Below are 19,507 nucleotides of genomic sequence, written 5' to 3' on the forward strand. Positions count from 1 at the left end.
CATATTGCTAGAATCTTGGCATTCTAAGATTGTGCTGCTAGTTTGGGGGTTGTCAAGAAAATCGCGATTGAGCTTACTAGAGGTAAGTGATTGAGCGATTTTCGCAGACTCCGCCGAAATAGCAGTGCAAGCTGAATGCCCCTTAGGCGCATTTAGTCCCCATTTATCTTCACATATAAGCTTTGCTCCAATCATCGCTGGCACACCTGTCGTATAGCTCACACCTTGCGCATTAACTTCTTTATAACAAGCCTCGTGGTCGCAAATATTATAGATATAAATTGTGCGTTCTTTGCCGTCCTTCACACCCTTCATATAGCAGCCAATGTGCGTTTGCCCCTTTGTGCGAGAAGCTAGACTTGCAGGATCTGGCAGAAGCGTCTTTAGCACTTCAATAGGCACGATTTTGCCGCCCTTATGTGCCACTTCATCAATGCGTAAAAAGCCGATGTTTTCTAAGCATTTCATATGTGTGAGATAGCTCTCGCCAAAAGTCATAAAAAAGCGGATTTTTCGCAAACCTTTGATATTGCGGATAAGCGATTCTAGCTCTTCGTGGTAGAGTAAATAGCTATTTTTCACGCCAACTTCTGGGTAATCCCACTCTTTCATCAAAGCTAGGGGTGCAATATCTCGCCATTGTCCGTTAAAGTAAGATTCTACTTTCAAACCCTGCGTATTAGAATCTAGCGTAAAATGCTTTTCTTCTCGCTCAAACTTGCGATAAATGGTGTCTTGCTTTAAATCAGGGTTTAAGGCTAAGTCAGCTTGTGAAACAAGGCTGTTAGATTCTGTATTAGAACCCGCTTTTTGAGATTCCATATTGCTAGAATCTTGGCATTCTAAGATTGTGCTGCTAGTTTGGGGGTTGTCAAGAAAATCGCGATTGAGCTTACTAGAGGTAAGTGATTGAGCGATTTTCGCAGACTCCGCCGAAATAGCAGTGCAAGCTGAATGCCCATCTTTTACCCAATATCGTGCTTTAGAGCTAACCTCTCTCAAATTAATTTCAGGGTTAAAGTTTGTAGCAAACGCATAGCCGTGATCCCCTGCATTACAATCTAAAATATCAATGCTATAAATCTCATCAAAATAGTGCTTCTGCGCATAGGCACAAAATACATTTGTAACGCCCGGATCAAAGCCACTACCAAGCAAAGCAAAAATCCCTGCTTGTTTATAACGCGTATCATACGCCCACTGCTCTTTATACTCAAAATGCGCTGAATCTGGATGCTCATAATTTGCCGTGTCTAAATAATGCGTTTTTGTGCGAAGACAGGCTTCCATAATGCTTAAATCTTGGTAAGGCAGCGCGACATTTACCACGAGTTTTGGGCGGTATTTTTCAATCAAAGCCACCACAGATTCTACACTATCAGCATCGACAGAATCTATCTCAATCTCACCTAAGCCTTTTTCTCTAATAGAATCTGCTATCGCTTGGCATTTGCTAAGGGTGCGAGAAGCTAAGATAATGCGAGTAAAACTCTCCCTATTCATCGCCATTTTATGCGCTACCACACCGCCAACTCCACCTGCACCAATCTGTAAAACACAAGCCATAATTGCTCCTTATGTAGATATTTTCTAATACGCCATTTCATATACGATTTTATACGAGTGGCTGAATTATACACAATTTCATTCAATTATGACTACAAAACCCTTAGCATTAGGTTTTACACCCACTTATCGGTTTGTAAGATTTTTGTAATGTTTATGCTATGATTGCGTCTTTATTCCACATTTGAAAGGATTAGCAATGCTCCTATCCCAAGCCATAAGCACAGCTTTCAAAGGCTATCTTACCTTGCAAAATACCATACAAAATGACTTTGAACTTAGCGGTATCGCCCCATTAGAATCTGCCACCCCCACGCAAATAAGCTACATAGATCAGGATAAATATATCTCTTCTCTTGCGGATTCACAAGCTGGAGCGGTGCTTATCCGCAAAGAGTTAGAATCACAAGTGCCTAGCCACATTCAGCCCCTTATCGTGGCAAATCCACATCTTGCCTTTGCTCTGCTTTCACATCTCTTTGCCTCAAGCGATTTTAGTCAGCAGACACAGGGCAGTATCCACCCAAGCGTGAAACTCGCCCCCAATGTCAGCATAGGGGAAAACTCTAGCATAGGGCAAGATTCTAGCCTTATGCCCGGCGTGGTAGTAGGCGATAATGTCCGTATTGGTAAAAACTGCAAAATCTACCCAAATGTTGTAATTTATGGCAATACACATATCGGCGACAATGTCATTATCCACGCTGGAAGTATCATCGGCTGCGATGGCTTTGGCTACGCACATACCGATAAGGGAGAGCATATCAAAATCACACATAATGGCAGAGTGGTGATTGAAGATGATGTAGAGATTGGAGCGAATAATACCATTGATAGGGCGGTGTTTGGAGAGACAATTATCAAAAAAGGAGCAAAGATTGATAATCTCGTGCAAATTGGGCATAACTGCGTCATTGGCGAACATAGCATTCTTGTTTCACAAGTGGGCTTGGCTGGTTCCACCACAACCGGACGCAATGTCATCTTTGGCGGACAGGCTGGAACAGGCGGACATATCCATATCGGCGATTTTGTGCAAGTAGCCGGAAGAGGAGCGGTAGGTAAAAATCTCCCTGCCAATACAAAATGGGGCGGACACCCACTTATGGAGCTTGATGAGTGGATGAAATTTTATGTCTCTTTACGCAGAATGTTAAAAAAATCCACGCCACGCTAAATTTTTTAGAATCTTTTGAAAAAAGTTAAAGAAATAGCAAGATTTCTAGTATAGAATAAATCCAAATTCACAACTTACAAAGGAGCGTTATGCAAAAATGGAATGCTTTTGATACCCGCTGGATGCTCTCTCTCTTTGGCACGGCAGTGGGAGCTGGGATCTTATATCTGCCTATCAAGGCTGGAGGCGGGGGCTTTTGGCCTGTTGTAGTGATGTGTTTTGTCATCTTTCCTATGGTGTATTTAAGCCACAGGGCGTTAAGCCGCTTTGTCTGCCAAGCAAATGGTAATGACAGAGACATCACCCACGCCGCAGAAGAGTATTTTGGACGCAATGTGAGTGTGTTTATCTCTATTTTGTATTTCTTTGCGATTTTCCCTATTTGCTTGGCGTATTGTGTAGGGATCACCAACACATTTGAAAGCTTTATTTACAATCAGCTTTTGCCCCTGCTAGATTCTAATGGCTCTCTAGCTATGTTTATCAGCTCTATTTACACAACCGAACTCAATGACAAAGGCACACAAGTAGCACATTTGTTGCCATTATGGCGGGCGATTTTGGTATTTTTAGGTGTAAGTGCATTTATGTTGATTATGCTTTTTAGCGAAGAGTTTATTACCAAAGTGTGCGAATGGCTTGTGTATCCGCTATGTGCGATACTTTTTCTCTTTTCACTCTATCTTATCCCGCATTGGAATCTAGGCAGTTTAAGTGAAGTGCCAAATGTTAAAGAGTTTCTTACAATCGTGTGGCTTACCTTGCCTGTGCTTGTCTTTAGCTTCAATCACTCTCCGGCGATTTCTACATTTTCTTTGAGTGTGAAGCGTGAATATGGGGAGCATTCTGTGGCAAAAGCAAATCAGATTCTATTCCGCACGGCTACTATGTTGCTAATTTTTGTGATGTTTTTTGTCTTTTCTTGTGTGCTGTGTCTAAGCCCAGCGGAGCTTGCAGAAGCAAGGGCGCAAAATATCCCTGTGCTATCCTACTTTGCTAATAAGCTTGATAATCCTATCATCTCTTATGGCGGTCCTTTGATAGCGTTTTTGGCGATTTCTAGCTCATTTTTTGGGCATTATTTTGGAGCGCGTGAAGGGGCATATGGAATCGTGCGTAAGTGCTGTAAAATCGCCGGGAATGAAACTCCAAACCTTAAAGCCATAGCCATGATAAGCACAAGTGTGATGTATGTGGTAATGCTGCTTGTAGCCTATATCAATCCTAGTGTGCTTGGCTTTATTGAAGACTTAGGCGGTCCAATCATCGCAGCGATTTTATTCCTTATGCCAATTATTGCTATTTATAGCGTGTCAAAAATGAAGCAGTTCAAAAACCCAGCCCTAGATACCTTTGTGTTTATCACAGGGCTTTTGACAATCTTCACCGTGGCTTATAAGCTTGTCGCTTAAAACTTCTTCTCTAGATTCTATCCCTTAGAATCTAGAGCAAATCATCTTGCAGTTTTCTATCCTTATCAAGTGCAATAAATCAGTTTAAAAGCGTTGTGAGAAATTGAGGCAGATAAAATTTGCGACAAGGTAACTTCGCGTAGCAAAGCAACCCTGCATTTATAAAAGTGTCAAAAAAATAAGAATCTTAATCTTATTTTTCTTGCTTTTCAGTGTGAGTGATGTTTAGCATAATAAATTTGTAGCACACATAAATCACCACAGGCCACAAGATAAGCATAAAAATTGAAGTTCCCATTGTGTTTCTCCTTACAATATTCCTAAGATTCTAATAGGCGTGAGTGTCATTACTCATCTCTTCTTTTGTGATTTTTACCCTATCCATTGCACGCCACACATACGCAATATAAGCCAATACAAAGGGCACAAGCAGGGAGACATAGCCCATTACTGAAAGCGTATAATAACTTGAAGAGGCATTTTGTATGGTGAGAGAGCTTTGTAAATCAGCAATGGAAGGATAAAATGCACTATTGCCTAAGCCGACATTTAAAAACACCATCATCACTACAAGCACACTCCCCACACCAAGCGGAAAAATACCCTTTGTGCTACGCTTAAAGACATTAAGAAAAATTCCAAATAGCACCGCTAATACGCCAAGTAATAGCCCCACAATCAAATAAGGCTGGGATAAAAAATTATGTAAATACACATAAGATTCTAAGCTGACACTACCATCTTCACCCACATAGAATCCACTTTTAAGGCATATCCACGCCAAAAAGCCCAAAACACAAGGCAAAAACGCTAAAGTCGCTACAAACATAGCCTTTCTTGCGCGTTTAGCAATAATCTCATCATTGATATTATTGAGAAAATAACTCGCTCCTAGAATCTGGCTTAAAAACACCAAACTTAAGCCTAAGAGATAATTTGCCGGCTCAAGCAATGCCTCAAGCCCCCTACTTGCCTTGCTCCATTCTACAAAATTCCGTGAATCTAGCACAAAATGTGAGCCGCTAAAAAATGTGCTTACCGCCACACCGATTAAAAACACGCCAAACACACCATTAATCCACAAAAAGACTTCATACACCTTTGAGCCAAGCAGATTGCCTTCTTTTTTGCGATATTCATAGCTTACCGCTTGAATAATAAAGCAAAATAAAATCATTAGCCACACCCAATACGCCCCGCCAAAACTCACGCTATAAAATAATGGAAATGCCGCAAAACACGCTCCACCAAATAGCACCAATGTGGTAAATCCTAGCTCCCACTTTCGCCCCAAAGAATTGATAAGCATAGTCTTTTCTAACTCATCTTTTGCGATGATATGTAATAAACTCTGCCCACCTTGCACAAAAAACATAAACACCAAAAGTCCGCCAAGCAGACTTACAATAATCCACCAATAAATTTGTAGCCCACTCAATTCAAGTCCAAAAAACATCACTTGCCCCCTTTATGCGTAGAATCTACGCTATGCTCTTCCACAAAGCCTTTTTTAATGCTTTTAATCATAATGCCAATCTCCGCACAAAGCAAAGTCGTAAAAAGAAAAGCAAAGATAAAAAATGAGACTTGAATATGCACACTTGAAAGGTGTGTAGCGGCAATACCCACAGGGAGCAAGTCTTGTATCGCCCAAGGCTGTCGCCCAACTTCTGCGACAATCCACCCCGCTTCTGCGGCGATATAGCCAAAAGGTATAGCAACAACACAAAGCCACAGAATCTTGCGGAACTGCACGACATTATTTGCCATTGCCAAGTAAAGCACAATAATAAATAGCACAAAAAATGCACTTCCCAAAGCCACCATTATGTGAAAACTATAAAATGTCAAAGCAATCGGCGGAATAGCATCTTCGGGCTTTTCTAAATACCCATAGCCAAAGTTTGGCATATTAGATTCTAAAATCCCACGATTAAAATTCATCGCTTCGGTATCATTTTGTGCTTTTGCTTCCTTGTAGTCTTTGAGAGCAGATAAGGCTAGTTTGCCACTTTGGATTCTAGAATCTATGCCGGTTATGCCTTGCTTTTCATTGCCGTGTAATAAGTCTTCAATACCCGGTACAAAGCTATTTGGACTGCGATTGCCAAGGATTGAAAGTGCATAAGGAATGGTAATATCAAATAGGAATACTTCCTTGTCATCGCCGGGCTTTTTATCGGGGTTTAAGATTCCAAATGCGGTGATTCCCGCTCTATGTTCCCCTTGATAAATGCCCTCCATTGCAGCAAGTTTCATCGGCTGATGTTGTGTTACACGATAAGCGCTCTCATCACCACTAAAGAATAAAAACATTGAAGTGATAAGCCCAAAACTCGCCCCCACAATCAAGCTCTTTTTCGCCTCACTTATAAATCTCCCTCTTAAAAGATACAAGGCAGAAATCCCCATTACAAAAAGAGCAGAGATAACATAGCCACTTGCCACTGTGTGTAAAAACTTTGAAACAGCCACGGGTGAAAGTGCTACTTCAGCAAAGCTACTCATTTCATTTCGTGCGGTATCGGGGTTAAAAATCGTGCCAATGGGATATTGCATCCAGCCATTTGCCACTAGAATCCAAAAGGCTGAAAGATTGCTGCCAATGGCGACAAACCAAGTGGAGAGTAAATGGAATTTTTTAGAGACTTTATCCCAGCCAAAAAACATTACAGCAAAGAAAGTCGCTTCCAAGAAAAATGCCATAATGCCTTCAACCGCTAAAGGTGCGCCAAAAATATCGCCCACAAACCAGCTGTAATTCGCCCAATTCGTGCCAAACTCAAACTCCATAATAATACCCGTAGCCACACCAATGGCAAAATTTATCGCAAAGAGTGTGAGCCAAAAGCGTGTGATTTTACGCCATTGTGGATTGCCTGTTTTGACATAGATAGTCTCCATTATCGCCACGATAAAAGAAAGTCCCAAAGTCAAAGGCACAAACAAAAAGTGATACAACGCCGTCAAGGCAAACTGCGCTCTCGCCCAATCCACACTTGCAAGTTCATTTACCATATCCATAGCAACTCCTTAAGGTTTTGTGGGGGATTGTGTGAAGTTATGTAAGGGTGCAAGATTCTGTATAGGTCTCTGTGATTGCGTGAGATTATCCAAAACAAAGGCACTTCTTTCTTCAAAATCGCCCATTTGTGAAAGATTCTTATCATATACAAAAACCTTTAGCACAGCAAAAATCACAAGGAGTTTAATAAAAATGACTTTCCATAGAATCTTGCCAACTTTTAGATTCTTAAATCCATCGACATAGAGCAGTAAAGCCTTTTTGAAAAACCCCACACAAACCTCCAGATTTCACACTTCATTTTTTTATGCCTTTGTAGCCCCATAGCACAATAAGCCCATAGCCACAAAATGCAAGAGTGATTGTATCAAATTTTATACAGCTTTGAAAATGGTAAAATGTGCGTTTTTTGCAAAAAACTCCCTGCATTTTCTAAGATAATTATGCTTTTATTTTACTTTTTACATTTTGGGGTAAAATTCCCAAATCAAATTTCTATTCATTCTCTATGGAGTTTTTCAAATGTCTGTTTTGCAACATTTTTTTAATAGCTTTCATCATTTGCCCCCGCCAATGCAGCAAAATCTCCCCTTTATCACAGATTCTTCAAAAAATGCTCTAAGTATTGTTTTATGCGTCAATGCCAATAATATTGAGCTTTTTATGCAATGTCCAAGTTTTGTGAATCTCCTGCCAGATTCAAGGCAGATTCCATCAAATCTAGCTCTTGGTTATACTTCTAATCCGCTTGATTATATCCTTGCTATGCAGACAAGTATCATTACGCAAAATCCACATATTTTTGAAGAGCTTATGCCTTATTTTGCGAATCTTAATCTCGCAGGGGTGATTGATGATGAGCAACTGCGACTTTTTAGCTTGCTGAAACACACCGCCCCTTCACACATAAACACAAGCACAAATAAGTCAAGCAAAACCAAGCATTTAAAAGAGTTTCACGCTAAATTTCACACCCTTTTTGAGCTTCTCACACCACTTTTAAGTAAAGATTCCTTGCTTCAGGCAATGGATAAGAATCTTGCTAAATTACAAGAGCAGCGGTTTTGCATAGGCATTACAGGGGTTTTAAGTGCGGGGAAATCTACATTTTTAAACGCTCTTTTAGGGCAGGAGGTTTTAGGGACTTCAAGTGTGCCAGAGACGGCAAATCTTAGTATTTTGCGTTATGGAGAGACACCAAGGGCAAGGGTGCATTTTTGGAGCAAGGAGCAATGGGAGGATTTAGAATCTCAAGGTGCGTATGATGCCCATCTTCAAGCATTTGTAAAAGAGAGCAGGGAGCATTTTAAAGATAAATTACAAGATTTTATCACTTCGCCAAAATATACCAAAGACATTGAACTCAATGAGCTAAGTGCCTACACTTCGGCTAATCACACAAGCAAGTTTTGTAATCTCGTAGAAAAAGTGGAGCTTTTTATGCCCTTAGCGTTTTTGGAAAATGGTGTGGAGATTGTAGATACACCCGGGCTTGATGATCCTATCACAAAAAGAGAGGATATTACGCGGGAATATATTGAACATTGCGATATGCTTATACATATTATGAATGCCAGCTGTGCGGCGACACAAAAGGATATTGATTTTATCTTAGAAGCCCTTTTAGAGCAGAATATCTCTCGTCTGCTTGTGGTGCTTACACGCATTGATTTACTGACACAAAAGGAGCTAGAATCTAGCCTTGAATACACCAAATCAAGCCTTATAGCCCAGCTTAAAAATGCCAAATATAAAGGCGATATACAATCCCTTATCCAAAGGATTGACTTTATCCCATTAGCAGGGTATGCGGCATTGCTCCATCGCATACAGGGCGGGGATTCTAAAAATTCCAAAGATTCTAAAGATAAGCCTGTAATGAGCCTTGAAGAAAGTGGGATTTTAGAGATTGAATCTTATCTCCAAACAATGCTTTTAGGGCAGGATAGCCTTAAGGCAAAAGACAAGCTTTATCTTGCCTTTAAAGCAATGCTAAAAATCGCCCAAGATGAGAAAGAATTGACAGAGATAGAATCTACCTTGCTTTGTGCGAGTGGGGAAGAGCTAGATTCTCTTATTAGCAAATACACCGCTCAAAATCAAACCCTTTTAGATACACTTCAAAACTTTGAATCTCATCTATCCGTGCTGAATACGGATTTAGCGGATTTTCTTAGCTCACTTGAGATTCTAAGCCATAATACCCTATCAAAAGCCGCCACACTTATCAAAGATAAGGTCTTTAATGACATTCTCTATGATTTTGAACGAGAGGCAAAGCCCCAAGCTCAAGCCTTTTGCGTGATGATAGAGCAGGGGCTAAAGGACTGCTTTGCTGATATTTTGCGTGAGTATAAGTATAAGCTTAGTCGCAAAATCACACAGCTTAAAAGTGATATTGTCCCACAAGATTCCATAAATGCTATGGAATCTTCACAGAGCGATACCCTGCCAAGCATACATTTTCAGCTTAAAAGCAGTGAGATTGCACATATTTTGCAAACTTTAGAATCTTTGCCTCAAGCCTTAAGCCCTAAGCCGGAGCGTTTAAAAGCAAATTTAGATTCTTTATTTAAAAATATTTTTGAAAGCTTTGATGGGCTGATAAAAGAAAAAAATGCAGAAATCAAAACGCTTTTTATGACGCATTTTGAGCAAATAGCAATGCAGAAAAAGCAAGAGATTGAAAAAGAGATTAAAAATAAGCAAGAGAGTTTAGAATCTGCGTTGGCTACAAAAAATAATGGCAATGCTGAAGTCCAAAAAGATAGGATTCAATCTAAACAAAGCCAGATTCAAGATATTGCAAAGCAAATCACACATACTTTAGAGGAGCTAAGCTAATGGAAACCTTGAAGCAAACAGCACAAGATTCACAAGATTTAAATAGCACTTTGCTTGAAACTTTTATCAATGAATATTTAGAAGCAAAAAACAAAGCACTGCAAAGGAGCAATCCGCTGTATGCGTTGATTGACAAGACGCGTTATGTGATTCAGCAAATGATGCCCCTAAGCTCTCGCACTTCTACAACACTTAAAAATCTCACCCAAAGCATACAAGAGCCGATGAAAATTGCCATTATCGGGCAGTTTAGTAGCGGAAAATCTACATTTTTAAACGCCCTTTTAGGACAGGAGATTCTCCCTAGTGGCATCACACCCATCACGGCTAAAATCTGCCATATCGTCTATGGCAACGACTACGCCCTAGAATTGCATTACAAAAATGGCAATATCGCCACAAAACCGCTGTATTATATGAATGAAGTGAGCGTTGCTGAGAATGCTAAAATCGCCTTTTACAAGCTTTATGCACCACTAGAGCTACTTAAATCTATGAGTTTTTTAGACACGCCGGGCTTTAACTCACAAAATCAAAGCGACACAGACACGACAAATGCGGTGCTAGAAAGTGTAGATGGAATCATTTGGCTAACCCTTATTGATAATGTCGGCAAACAAAGTGAGAAAGAAATCATCAACGCACATATTAGACGCTATGCGAGTAAAAGCCTATGTGTGCTTAATCAAAAAGATAGGCTTAAAAATGAAGATGAGATAAACACAAGCCTAGAATATGCTAAAAAGGCGTTTAGTGGGCTGTTTGGGGATATTATTGCTATCTCGGCAAAAAACGCCCTGCAATCTTATAGTCATAATAATGAGCTAAACGCAAAGAAAGCAGGGGAATTGCTTTTAGATTCTAATATTCAATCTGTCGTGGCATTTTTACAAACACATATCACGCCTTTAGCTGAATCTGCCAAGACACGCACAATATGCACGCAGCTCCGCACACTTTTGCTTCGCTATGCTCGTTTGAGCTTGCACGCTAAGTTGCTATTTTCTCACCTTGAATCTTTACTTCAAGATTCAATTCAAAGTTTGAATAACAACGCCATACAAAGCCCATTTTATAAGGATTTTCCCAAGCTTTTTGATACTTTTTCTTCTCATTTAGAATCCCTTAGCCAACATATCTATAATGCTATTGAAAGAACCCCACAGGAATTTACCCGCATAGAAAAAAGCTTTGGATTCACAAAAGAGATAAAGCAAAGCAAGGAAGTGGCATTTTTGCCTAAGGAGCGGTTATCTTTAAGCTTAAATAACGCAGATTCTACTTTTGCTAGGGATTTTACAAAGCTTGGATTTGACATTATGGAGAGTGGGAAAGAGTTTGAATCCTTGCTAGATACGCACACAAAGCTAATACAAGACTTATTCATACAATGGTATGCTGCCTTTCTCCCACCATTGCAAAGCCCACTTTTGGAAAAAACCCTTGATGAAATGACACAATCTTTTCACACCCTTGCCTTAAAACACACCGCCGAATTGAAAGCTCATCTTATGCTCTTTCACAAGATTCTAAGTCTTAATTACCCTTTAAGTATAGCCTTATGCCTTAGCCACATAGGTTTAAAAATTGAAGAAGCAAAAACAAAGCATAGCAAAAGCCCAGATACACTGCCCCTTTTTAACCCAAGCTTAGAAAATATCCGCGATGAGCTAAGTCTAGGCTTTCATTTTCATTTCTTACAGGAAAATCTCCTAACCCAGCCCCTGCATAAAAAAAGCATTTGGCATTTTGAGCGAGAATATACCGAGCTTTGCAAAACTCAAGGTGAGCTACTCACGCAATATGCAGAAAAATACGCCCATCATCTTAAGCAGTTTCAAAGCCTTATAGCCACGCTTAAATCCTATCCGCAAGAGCAAGAATCGCAGAAATAAAGTGGCACTTTAAACTTATTTGCTAGTCTCAATAATATAGGGTAGATAGGAGATTCTAGCTTTGGCTAATTCTTTATACATATCCATAGCATTTTTGTCATCATCTTTGACTGGGGGCAAAAATGCTATGGATATGTATAAGTGTTTGAAGCTTGGCGATTTTATCCTCTTGACTTTTATGTTTATAGCCTTGCATTGCCGCATATAAGGACATCACTTTATGATAAGCTTCATTATTTGCTGCCACAAAAATGATTTTTATATGTGCTTGTTCTGTGAGCCTTGCTAGGTTTCTTATCTTTTCATTACAAGGCTCACAAAATGGGGCAAGGAGCATATAAAGTGTTGTTTTTGTCTTACTTGTTGCTTTAAAGTCTAGCACATATTGCGGATATGTTTTAAATATCTTTAGAATCTTAGATTCTCGCACAGACGCATTATGCTGTGTGAATATCTCATAAGCTTTATTGAAAGCTTCCATACTTGCAAACGAGGCGGAGAAAAAATCCGCGGGGCTATTGATACTCACATTTGTCTTATCATCGCCCAAATACAGCGTATAAAAGCCATCTTCATCAGTTAGAATCTTAAACTTCATCCCGCCCAAATTCGCAGGTATCACTTCCACAGGCTCTGCCTTTATCTCTGCGATTTTTTGAGCGATGTTTATTTGTGTCTCAAGCCTTTTTTCAACTGAAGGCGTTTCTCTCCATTCTTTTGCATTAATAAAGCCAAAAAAGCCCACAATGGCAAATACTGCTAAAAATCTCATTGTATTCATTTCTTTCACAGCAAGTGGCGATTTTAGATTTTAAAATACGCCATATAGTTTTTCAGTGAATCTGAGATATTTCTTAGCTCACTGATTGCTTTGTTTGCATTTTCAAGTGATAGGCTTGTCTCTTGTGAGAGTGTAGAGATACCTTGCATATCATTTGAGATACTTTGCATTGTGTCTTCTTGCTGACTTGATGAACTCGCCACAACTTTAGCTTTTTGGAGTGAATCTTGGGCTTGATTTTGAATCTCTTCAAGCGTTTGGACTGAATCCATAATCAGCTTTTGCCCTTTGTCAATTTGAGGCACAATGGCTTCAATAGCATCAACAGAAGTGCCTATGCCATCTTGGATAAGCTTTATCATATTGGCAATTTCCGCTGTCGTTGAGGCGGTGCGTTCAGCAAGTTTCCGGACTTCATCGGCAACGACTGCAAAGCCCCTGCCGTGTTCTCCAGCACGAGCGGCTTCAATAGCAGCATTAAGGGCTAAAAGGTTAGTTTGATCGGCAATTTCAGCAATCAAGCTTGCACTTCCGCCAATCTCCACAGACTGCTGCTGTAAGCCACGGATATTTTCCGCAGAAGAGCTAATCATCTCTGTAATCTTGCCAATCTCTTCAGCGGTAATATTAATAATCTCCACACCTTTTGTTGAAATCTCCACACTTTTTGTGGAATTTTCTTCAGTTTGTTGAGCGATGTTTGAGACTTCAATCACTGCCTTGTTCATCTGCCCTATTCTATCTGCTACTTGCGTTGAGCTTTGCATTTGTGTCCTAGCAGCGTCTTGAGCTTGATTTGAGATTTGAGATACTTTTAATGCAACTTCGTTGATTTGGTTTGAAGAGCGTGTGATAAACTCCACAATTTCTTTGAGTTTTTCCTGCATTGTCGCAATGGAAGAGAGCATAGAATCTTCACCCTTGTATGCTACAGATTCAGAAAGGTTGCCATTGGCGATTTTGCTGATAATTTGTGAAGCGATATGTGGCTCTCCACCGAGCAAACGCAATAATGAGCGTATAATCACAATCGCCACAATCACACCAAAAATAACGCTCAAAGCCAAAAGCACCAAAAGCACGATTCTAAACTCATTCACATCGCTTCTTAGCTCCGCAGTCAAAGCAGAATTCGTATCTTCTTGATAGTCAATAAACTGATTAATCTCGGCAAGCCATTGTGTAAAATATGGGGATAGCGTTTTTAAGAGATTATAAGCTTTTTGTGAATCTCCAGCAAGTTTAGCTTGGCTAATTTGCACGATAAGCGGAATGGACTTAGCTTGAGTAGCCTCAATAGCTTGTAAAATACTAAGCTCCTTTTCATCAAGCAGATTTGTATTGATGAATTTCTCTTTCATATTATCTTCTGCTTCTTTGTAGAATTTTTCCAATGTGGCTATTTGCTCCAAAAGCTGTTGCAAACCTTTTGTATCCTCACTATCAATCAGCACCACATCACGCACAGCAATCGCCCTATCGTGCACACTTCCACGAAAATTAATCGCATAGCGTTGAGCTAGGGCGTTGATGTCATTAATTTGACTAAGCGAAGCGTTTATCTCACTCACACGATTAAGTGCGATAAATACCATAATACACGAAAATAGAATAAGCACACCAAAGCCAAAGCCTAGCATAACGCCAACACTCACCTTTTTCTTTGGTTTTATTTTTTGTGAATCATTTGACATTTTTATCTCCTTATGTAAGTTTAATCGTGGATTGTATAACTTTTTAATAAATATTATCCATAATACCAATGCAAAAACTACTTTGTTTGACTTCAATTTACAAACTATGCTAGAATCCCCGCCATTTTTCCCACAAATAAAGGCTTAATATGAATACGGAAATGATTGCTGTTATGCTTGGCGTATCGCTTGTGCTTGGGCTATTTGGACTACTTGCTTTTATTTGGGGGCTAAAAAATGGACAATTTGATGATGCAAACAAAATGATGCAAGGCGTGCTTTTTGATTCTGTTGAGGATTTGAATCTTGCAGCAAAGGCTGAAAAAAAACATAAAAATAAGGAGCAAGAATGAATACGATATATGATGTTGTGGTTATTGGGTGCGGACCAGCGGGAATGAGTGCCGCCATAGAAGCAAGGGCGAATAATCTTAGTGTGCTTGTGCTTGAAAAAGGTGAATCTCATAATATGAGTATCCGCAAATTCTACAAAGAGGGCAAACGCGTAGATAGGGACTACAAAGGGCAAGTTGTGGAGCTTCAGGGCAACTTTGACTTTCAAGATGGCAATAGAGAAAGCACTTTAGAGTATTTTGACACGCTTTTAGAACCCATAAATGTGGAGTATCAAAGCGATGTAGAATCTGTCAGTCAAAATAATGGAATCTTTAGTGTCAATACAAGCGATAATCGCAGTTTTAATGCGAAATTTGTCATCATCGCTATCGGTAAAATGGGACAGCCAAACAAGCCAAGCTACGCTATCCCTCCTACAATCCGCAAACTTGTTAATTTTAATGCTAATGAGGCTAAGAGCAGTGAAAAGATTCTCGTTGTAGGTGGAGGAAACTCCGCTGTGGAATATGCCATTGACTTAGCTCAAAATACGCAAAGTGAGCAAGGCGGAAGTGTAACGCTCAATTACCGCCGCAAAGAATTTACACGCATTAATGACATAAACGCAAAAGAGTTAGAATCTGCTTTAAGTAATGGGCGACTTTTGGGGCGATTTGGGATTGATATTGTGGAGTTAAGCGATGAAAGCAGTAAGGTAGGTGTGAAATTTAGTGATGAAAGCAAAGAAGTGTTTGATCGTGTGATTTATGCTATCGGTGGGGCAACGCCGGTGGATTTTCTCAAAAAATGTGGGATTGAGACTGATGAAAAAGGTGTGCCACTTATCTCACAAGATTTGGAAAGCAATGTTAAAAATCTCTTTATCGCAGGGGATATTGCCCTAAAGAGCGGTGGCTCAATCGCTCTAGCCATCAAGCATAGCTATGATATTATGAATGAAATTGTCAAAAGAACAAGTCTATAAACTAAAAATATAAAATCTTATAGAATCTGTGGTTAAATTATGCAAGATTCTATAAAAAAGGCAACACGGATTCTAGATTCTAAAAAAATGTAAAAACAAAATTTATGCTATGCACAGCTTTATCTGTGCCAAAAATAAGCGGATTATCATAAAAACTCGCTCTATACAAAATATCCACATTCCCCACAGGAAACCACTTGAAAAATGCTAGTCCCGCTTCAATATATGAGCCATTGCTTGTTATGTAGCCATTCTCTGTTTGTTTTTGAGCGTTGATAATCCACCCACCACCTAGCACAATTGTAGGCAAAAAAGCAAAAGTTTCAAAGTTCTCACTTACCAAATGCCAATAGCTCACAACGCCTAGTAGATGTGAAGAATACGCACCATATTCATACAGATACCGCACGCGTAAGCCAAAATTTGAAAGATTCCAATACAATGGATTAGGTAGAAGATAATTTACCCCAGCACTTGCCCCCACACTGCCACCACTTTGAATCTTAAAATCTAGCTGTGTAGCATTGTAGCCAAGATGAAAGCTTATGAGTTGTGGCAGGATGCCACCCCAAATCATCGTAGGCAATATGCTGACTTGCATCTCATCTATCTCAAAACCCAGCTTATGAGATTCTATAATTTGCTCTGTATCATTTGGGTGTATTTTGAGTAAATCAGTTGTATTTTCTTGTGATAGGTTTTTGCCCATCAGCACACTTGCAAAACACCATATGCAACACAAAACAAATGCTATGCGATACATACCACTCCTATCTCAATATAAATCTTAGGTGAATCTATCCGCGGAGTTGCTCTAACCTATCGCGTTTTGTGCCAATATCAGTGATTTGAATCCCAAAGTTCCCATCTACAATCACCACTTCGCCTTTGGCAATCACTTTATCATCTACAAGTATATCTAAAGGGTCATTAGCAAGTTGATTAAGCTCTATCACGCTTCCTATATCCATAGCAATGACATCTTTTAAAAGCATTCTTTTCTGCCCGATACGCACCTTGACATTTAATCGCACATCTAAAATCATATTGATATTTTTAAATTCTGTTGGGCTAAGTGCGTGAGCCACAGGAGCAGAGCCAGATTCTGCGTGAGCCACAGGAGCAGCAGCCCCACCCTCAAAAAGCCCCACAAAACTTGTATTGGCTAAAATCGTAAAATTTGACTGAATAGAATCTAGTGAAAAATTAAAAATATATGCCTTATCAAAACGCGATAACTCTATGCTCTGCGTAACAAACTCAATATTACTACACGCAAAGTTAAGTTTTGGCAGCTCTTTTTGTGAGTTTAAAGATGTGGAGATTGCCCCAAAAATATTCGCACTTATCTCTTTTATCGCATCTAAATCATCTTCGCTCATCTCTGGCTTGCTCTCACCCTCGCCACCTAACATCATATCTGCTAGAGCTGTTGCCATAGCCACGGGGATAATCATAGCAAGTTCGCCACTGCCATCACCACTTGCCTGAATATAGCTGATTGAATAGGGGATTGAGAGATTTTCAAGGCTTACATTACTATCGCTTGTGTGGGTTACACTTGGTGTTTTACCCATAAGTCCTTCAATGGTAGCGGTGGCTTCTTGGACGATTAAATCTATAAAAGGCTTCATTCTCCCTCCTCTTCAATATTTGCGATTCTATTTTTGCGTTGAGATTCTAGCATTTCAAGCACTTCTTTGACTTGATCTTTTTCTGTTTTAATCACTTCTTTTACCTGCAATGTCTTGCGATACCTTTGCAAACCGATACTTGCTATATACTTTTCTCGCCCATCAACAGAGACTAAAATCGTATCATCAGCTGCCCTATCAAGCCGCACAATATCGCCAACCTGCAAGTCAAGCACTTCTTTAAGTGAAAGTGTGGCATTACCCAAATAGCCAGAGACAACGACATTCGCTCCAGCAATAAGGGCTTGAAGCTCTTTATTTCTACTCTTTTTTGAGCTTGTATCACTCAGCATCAAATCTCTACTTGCTAGGCGGGATAGCACGGTTTCAAGGGAGATAACAGGATAGCAAATACTCATCATTCCGCTACTATGTCCGATGATAATCTCCATCACCACCATAATAACAATTTCATTTTGTGCCACGATTTGCACGACATTTGGACTAGATTCTTTGGCATCTACGCTGGGGAAAATCTCTGTGATAGAGCTCCACGCCTCTTTAAGATTCTGCATAATCTGTCGCAAAAGCGTATCAAGCAAGTTCAGTTCAATATCGCTAAATTCGCGTGAGTTCTCATACGGGTCGCCCTTACCACCTAAAAGCCTATCAATCATAGGAAAGGCAATGCTTGGATTTATCTCTAAAATCGCCGCACCCTCCAAGGGCTTCATTGAAAAAATATTAAAGCTTGTAGGGGAGGGCAAGCTCATCAAAAACTCCCCATAAGTCATTTGATCCACACTATGGAGTTGAATCTCAACAATACTTCTCATCACCGCAGATACTTGCGAAGAAAGGCTTCTTGCCATTTTGTCGTGGATTGACTTAAACGCACGGAGCTGCTCTTTACTCACACGATTTGGACGCTTGAAGTCATAGAGTGTAACTTGCTTTTGATGCGTAATATCCTGCTTTTCTATCTCGGCAGTATCGCCATCATCATCAACAACCTCTAATAACGCATCAATTTCTTCTTGACTTAGTATATCAGCCATTTATATCTCCTAGTGCTTGTCGTATTTTTTTGATGACTTCTTTTGTGATTTGTGAGATTCTAGATTCAGTAATCTCTAGAATCTCGCCAATCTCTTTAAGATTTAGCTCCTCAAAATAATACAGCTGGATAATCATCTGCTCCCTTTTGCCAAGCTTTTTTAGGACATTGTGGATAATCTCCATTAGCTCATCTTTTTGCACATCTTCTAAGATATTTTCCCCACATATCGCATTATACTGCTCATCAATAGGCACAAGCGCATACACATCAGACGCCACTCTGGCTTCTTTTATCTTAGCAACATCTTCATTTAAAATCTTTGCCAAATACTCATCACTTGGCTCTTCTTGGTAGTCATTAAAATACTTTGAAATCTCATAGTCAATGGCTTTAACAAGTTTGCGGCTAGCACGAGATAGCACATCAAGGCTACGCAAATAATCAAGCATTGCCCCATTCACGCGTGTCTTAGCATAGCCCCAAAAAGAATCATTTAAGCTACTATCATACCGCCTAGCAAGTTTGATAAGCTCCTCTGTGCCGATAGAGACTAAATCCGCCATTTCAATGGAGCTAGGCAAACGCTCTTTTAGGCGGAATGCCATTGCTTTGACTGCGGGAAGATATTGCAGGGCAAGTTCATCTTGCGCGTATTTGAGCGTTTGGTTGTAGCCATTATTACTTTTCATACTTTTCATCTCTTATCCCTCTTTATTTCCTGCTCTTAGTTCGCATTCTGCTGGGCTGCCATTTCTTCATCATCAGATTCTATACTCTTAATAAAATTGCGAATCTTGGCAGATTCTTTTTCACGCTTATCAAATTCAAGGCGGTAGTATTCAAGATTGCTTTCAAGCTTACTTTTCTTTAGCCTAGAGCTTTCAAAATCCAAAAACCAAAAATACAACGCCACGCATACCGCCACAATCAAATATACGCCCATTGTTGTGATAATCGTCCATAGCACCATAAATTCCGGCTCATCAAACTTCGTAATAGAAAACGCAAGTCCAACGAAGAATCCTGCAACAACGCTAAAGCTCATATAATTATCTGGTTTCATTTCTGCCCCATTTCATTCTTACCCCAAAAAGATAA

The 19,507-nt window shown here is 39.8% G+C and carries 17 protein-coding genes; 6 read left to right on the top strand and 11 right to left on the bottom strand.

Going from position 1 to position 19,507, the window contains the following annotated elements:
• A partial coding sequence (locus LS74_RS02460) for a saccharopine dehydrogenase family protein (RefSeq protein ID WP_138128764.1) occupies window positions 1–1,566 on the bottom strand: 1,566 nt, incomplete at its 3' end.
• Between the two features lie 199 nt (window positions 1,567–1,765).
• Between LS74_RS02460 and lpxD the strand changes: the two genes are divergently transcribed.
• Both lpxD and LS74_RS02470 read left to right on the top strand, forming a co-directional pair.
• The gene (gene lpxD, locus LS74_RS02465; RefSeq protein ID WP_138128766.1) at window positions 1,766–2,743 is read left to right on the top strand and encodes a UDP-3-O-(3-hydroxymyristoyl)glucosamine N-acyltransferase; all 978 of its coding nucleotides are present in this window, start codon (window positions 1,766–1,768) and stop codon (window positions 2,741–2,743) included.
• Between the two features lie 89 nt (window positions 2,744–2,832).
• The gene (locus LS74_RS02470) at window positions 2,833–4,155 is read left to right on the top strand and encodes an aromatic amino acid transport family protein (RefSeq protein ID WP_034588414.1); all 1,323 of its coding nucleotides are present in this window, start codon (window positions 2,833–2,835) and stop codon (window positions 4,153–4,155) included.
• Window positions 4,156–4,483: 328 nt separating this feature from the next.
• On the opposite strand, the gene cydB is transcribed toward LS74_RS02470, so the two are convergent.
• From cydB to LS74_RS02485, 3 genes are read right to left on the bottom strand one after another with little or no spacing between them, the layout of a single operon-like run.
• Complete coding sequence (gene cydB / locus LS74_RS02475) at window positions 4,484–5,611, bottom strand: cytochrome d ubiquinol oxidase subunit II (RefSeq protein WP_034588415.1); 1,128 nt, start codon at window positions 5,609–5,611, stop codon at window positions 4,484–4,486.
• Complete coding sequence (locus tag LS74_RS02480; protein ID WP_201274701.1) at window positions 5,611–7,173, bottom strand: cytochrome ubiquinol oxidase subunit I; 1,563 nt, start codon at window positions 7,171–7,173, stop codon at window positions 5,611–5,613. The genes cydB and LS74_RS02480 overlap by 1 nt, the downstream gene beginning before the upstream one ends.
• Before the next feature lie 15 nt (window positions 7,174–7,188).
• Window positions 7,189–7,455 (bottom strand): DUF4492 domain-containing protein, encoded by a 267-nt coding sequence (locus LS74_RS02485; protein WP_034588421.1) that lies wholly within the window; start codon window positions 7,453–7,455, stop codon window positions 7,189–7,191.
• Window positions 7,456–7,702: 247 nt separating this feature from the next.
• Here LS74_RS02485 and LS74_RS02490 point away from each other — a divergent pair, with 247 nt between their 5' ends.
• Together LS74_RS02490 and LS74_RS02495 are read left to right on the top strand one after the other, a co-directional pair.
• Window positions 7,703–10,024 (top strand): dynamin family protein, encoded by a 2,322-nt coding sequence (locus LS74_RS02490; protein ID WP_138128768.1) that lies wholly within the window; start codon window positions 7,703–7,705, stop codon window positions 10,022–10,024.
• Window positions 10,024–11,919: a dynamin family protein gene (locus tag LS74_RS02495; RefSeq protein ID WP_034586112.1), complete on the top strand. Its 1,896-nt coding sequence runs from the start codon at window positions 10,024–10,026 to the stop codon at window positions 11,917–11,919. Before LS74_RS02490 ends, LS74_RS02495 begins: the two co-directional genes overlap by 1 nt.
• Before the next feature lie 100 nt (window positions 11,920–12,019).
• On the opposite strand, the gene LS74_RS02500 is transcribed toward LS74_RS02495, so the two are convergent.
• Together LS74_RS02500 and LS74_RS02505 are read right to left on the bottom strand one after the other, a co-directional pair.
• Window positions 12,020–12,691, bottom strand: a complete 672-nt coding sequence (locus LS74_RS02500; protein ID WP_236096777.1) for a hypothetical protein — start codon at window positions 12,689–12,691, stop codon at window positions 12,020–12,022.
• Window positions 12,692–12,723: 32 nt separating this feature from the next.
• Complete coding sequence (locus LS74_RS02505; protein ID WP_034586115.1) at window positions 12,724–14,394, bottom strand: methyl-accepting chemotaxis protein; 1,671 nt, start codon at window positions 14,392–14,394, stop codon at window positions 12,724–12,726.
• Window positions 14,395–14,543: 149 nt separating this feature from the next.
• Between LS74_RS02505 and ccoS the strand changes: the two genes are divergently transcribed.
• Together ccoS and LS74_RS02515 are read left to right on the top strand one after the other, a co-directional pair.
• On the top strand, window positions 14,544–14,747 hold the full coding sequence (ccoS, locus tag LS74_RS02510) for a cbb3-type cytochrome oxidase assembly protein CcoS (protein WP_034586117.1): 204 nt from the start codon (window positions 14,544–14,546) through the stop codon (window positions 14,745–14,747).
• On the top strand, window positions 14,744–15,715 hold the full coding sequence (locus LS74_RS02515; RefSeq protein WP_034586119.1) for an NAD(P)-binding domain-containing protein: 972 nt from the start codon (window positions 14,744–14,746) through the stop codon (window positions 15,713–15,715). The genes ccoS and LS74_RS02515 overlap by 4 nt, the downstream gene beginning before the upstream one ends.
• Before the next feature lie 79 nt (window positions 15,716–15,794).
• Here the strand turns inward: LS74_RS02515 and LS74_RS02520 are convergent, their stop codons facing one another.
• Genes LS74_RS02520 through LS74_RS02540 form a run of 5 tightly spaced genes read right to left on the bottom strand, consistent with a single transcriptional unit; the run spans window position 15,795 to window position 19,472 of the window.
• Window positions 15,795–16,478 (bottom strand): hypothetical protein, encoded by a 684-nt coding sequence (locus LS74_RS02520; protein ID WP_034586121.1) that lies wholly within the window; start codon window positions 16,476–16,478, stop codon window positions 15,795–15,797.
• Window positions 16,479–16,512: 34 nt separating this feature from the next.
• The gene (gene fliY, locus LS74_RS02525; RefSeq protein ID WP_034586123.1) at window positions 16,513–17,349 is read right to left on the bottom strand and encodes a flagellar motor switch protein FliY; all 837 of its coding nucleotides are present in this window, start codon (window positions 17,347–17,349) and stop codon (window positions 16,513–16,515) included.
• The gene (gene fliM, locus LS74_RS02530; protein ID WP_034586126.1) at window positions 17,346–18,407 is read right to left on the bottom strand and encodes a flagellar motor switch protein FliM; all 1,062 of its coding nucleotides are present in this window, start codon (window positions 18,405–18,407) and stop codon (window positions 17,346–17,348) included. The genes fliY and fliM overlap by 4 nt, the downstream gene beginning before the upstream one ends.
• Complete coding sequence (locus LS74_RS02535) at window positions 18,400–19,107, bottom strand: RNA polymerase sigma factor FliA (RefSeq protein WP_034586129.1); 708 nt, start codon at window positions 19,105–19,107, stop codon at window positions 18,400–18,402. Before LS74_RS02535 ends, fliM begins: the two co-directional genes overlap by 8 nt.
• A gap of 26 nt (window positions 19,108–19,133) precedes the next feature.
• Window positions 19,134–19,472 (bottom strand): hypothetical protein, encoded by a 339-nt coding sequence (locus tag LS74_RS02540; protein WP_034586131.1) that lies wholly within the window; start codon window positions 19,470–19,472, stop codon window positions 19,134–19,136.
• Window positions 19,473–19,507: the final 35 nt, after the last annotated feature.

The organism is Helicobacter magdeburgensis (assembly GCF_000765825.2).
GTDB classification, from domain to species: Bacteria; Campylobacterota; Campylobacteria; order Campylobacterales; family Helicobacteraceae; genus Helicobacter_C; species Helicobacter_C magdeburgensis.